The sequence below is a fragment of the Streptomyces silaceus genome, from assembly GCF_001419745.1.
Classification (GTDB): domain Bacteria; phylum Actinomycetota; class Actinomycetes; order Streptomycetales; family Streptomycetaceae; genus Streptomyces; species Streptomyces silaceus.
The window spans coordinates 264-2,558 of the sequence record NZ_LIRJ01000612.1 but is presented as its reverse complement, the minus strand read 5'-3'; the positions used below and the strand labels follow the sequence as shown (position 1 = coordinate 2,558).

3 protein-coding genes are annotated in these 2,295 nt (G+C 73.9%); 2 read left to right on the top strand and 1 reads right to left on the bottom strand.

Going from position 1 to position 2,295, the window contains the following annotated elements:
* Positions 1–15: 15 nt before the first annotated feature.
* Positions 16–108 carry an SDR family oxidoreductase gene (locus AOK22_RS40495; RefSeq protein WP_425264116.1) on the top strand — a complete coding sequence of 31 codons (93 nt, stop codon included), beginning with the start codon at positions 16–18 and terminating at the stop codon, positions 106–108.
* Positions 109–467: 359 nt separating this feature from the next.
* Here the strand turns inward: AOK22_RS40495 and AOK22_RS43515 are convergent.
* On the bottom strand, positions 468–838 hold a 371-nt coding region (locus AOK22_RS43515; protein WP_244165267.1), incomplete at its 3' end, for an MgtC/SapB family protein.
* Between the two features lie 222 nt (positions 839–1,060).
* On the opposite strand from AOK22_RS43515, the gene AOK22_RS37655 reads away from it, so the two are divergent.
* The coding region (locus AOK22_RS37655; RefSeq protein WP_208606506.1) for an alpha-galactosidase at positions 1,061–2,295 on the top strand (1,235 nt) is incomplete at its 3' end.

Here is a 2,295-nt window from a genome sequence, read left to right as displayed (position 1 = left end):
GCCGAGCCCGCCGAGATCGCCCAGGCCGCCCTGTGGCTGTGCAGCGACCGTGCCTCGTTCGCCACGGGTGCGGCACTGGCCGTGGACGGCGGGCTGACGGCCAACTGACCCGCGATGCGCCCGGTTCGTACGCGGCGGCACGTCATTCGGTCGTCTCCGACACGGCGCCCACGTCCACCGCGCGGATCCCGTCCAGCCGGCCGAGCTCGACCGCGAGGTGGCGGACCTCCGCCGTGCCCTCCAGCCTGAGCACGGCGGACGCCCGCCCCGAGGGCGCTTCCTCGCGGGTCGTCCGCACCCCGGTCACCCGGAACCCCTCGGCGGTCGTCACCTCCAGCACGCGGCCCAGCAGGCCGTGTTCGGTGTCGTACGTGACGGCCAGTTCGAGCGGCCTCGGCCTGGGGCGTACGGCGATGCGGTCGGTGAGGTGCGGCAGTCCGCGTACGACGAGGAAGTGCACGGCGGNNAGCCAGATGGTCGCCGCCGTGGTGAGCCCCCGCACGGCATCGCGCTTGACGAAGATGAGGCCGCCCCCGATGAAGCCGATCCCGGAGACGATCTGGGCGGCCACGCGGGACGGGTCGAACGACACCCCGTCGAGGTGGGCGGCCCCGCCGAAGCCGTGGACGGAGATCTCCATGAACAGCGCGCTGCCCACGCCGACCAGCGTATGGGTGCGCATGCCCGCGCTCCGCTGTCGCGCCTCGCGCTCCACCCCGATCAGCAGGGACAGCACGAGGGCGAGGCCGAGCTCGGCGAACTGCCGCGCTCCTTGCCCCGCACCCGGATCGAAGAGGGCGGCGGCGCTGGTCGTGAGCAGGTGTTCGGCGGAGATCATCCGTCCATTGTCCTGCGGGCGGTCCGGTTCCTCTGGCGGCCCGCATCACCCTCGCCCGGGCGCCGACGCCTACGCCTGGAAGTCCCGCTTCCCGGGCCGGGAAGACCGTCAGCCCCGTCAAGGTGTCCGCGACCGGATCGCCCCGGCCGGGACCATCGACCACCGCCGAAGGCCGCACTGGACCGTCACCACCGACGAAGTCGCCCACCGACAAGGAGCGCCATGTCCGACACCCTCACTCCCGCCGCGCCGATCGTGCATCTGCGGTCGGCAGGGTGTTCCCTGCTCATCGAGTGTCCGCCCGAGCGGCTCCCCCTGGTCCGGCACTGGGGCGCCGACCTCGGGCCGCTGGACGCCCGCGCCGCGGCGTCCGCCTGCCGGATCGCGGGGCGGGCGGGCCGCCTCCCCGGCGAACTGGGCGCCCGCTCCGTCTCCGTGGTGCCCGAGCCCTGGACGGGCTGGATGGGCAGACCCGGCCTGATCGGCTCACGGCAGGGCCGCGACTGGTCCCCGGCGTTCGCCCGCACCGCCGTCACCGTGGACGGCACGCCAGTCGGGGACTACGCGGAAGCGGGTGCGGCGGCCGTGGACGTCACCGCCGTCGACCGGGAGAGCGGGCTCCGGCTGGTCCTCAGCCTGCAGATGCTGGAGTCGGGGCTGATCCGGGTGCGCGGTGAACTCGGCAACGACGGCGCCGAGTTCACGCTCGACGAGTTCTCGCTGCACCTGCCCGTGCCGTCGCACGCCACGGAGCTGCTCGACTTCACCGGCCGCTGGGGCATGGAACGCCAGGTCCAGCGCCGGGATTTCGGCGTCGGCACCCACACACGGGAGAACCGGCGCGGCCGGACCGGCCTGGACTCCGCCTTCGTGCTGCACGCCACCCAGTCCGGCAGCGACTTCACGCACGGCGAGACCTGGGCCGTCCACGTCGCGTGGAGCGGCAACCACCGGCACGTGGCCGAGCACGACAGCACCGGGACGCGCCTGCTGGGCGGCGGGGAACTCCTGCTTCCCGGGGAGGTCCGTCTCGCCACGGGCGAGCGGTACGCGACACCCTGGGTGTACGGCGCGTACGGCGACGGACTCGACCGGGTCGCGCACCGCTTCCACGACCATCTGCGCGCCCGTCCGGGGCATGTGTCACCGCGGCGACCCGTCACGCTGAACACCTGGGAGGCCGTCTACTTCGACCACACGCCGGACCGGCTGGTCGAACTGGCCCGGCTCGCGGCGGAGACCGGCGTCGAGCGGTTCGTCCTGGACGACGGCTGGTTCGGCGCCCGCCGTGACGACCGCGCGGGACTCGGCGACTGGACCGTGTCCCCGGAGGTCTGGCCGAAGGGGCTGCGGCCCCTCGTGGACGCCGTCCGCGGGCACGGCATGCAGTTCGGGCTCTGGGTGGAGCCGGAGATGGTCAATCCCGACTCCGACCTGGCCCGCGCCCACCCCGAGTG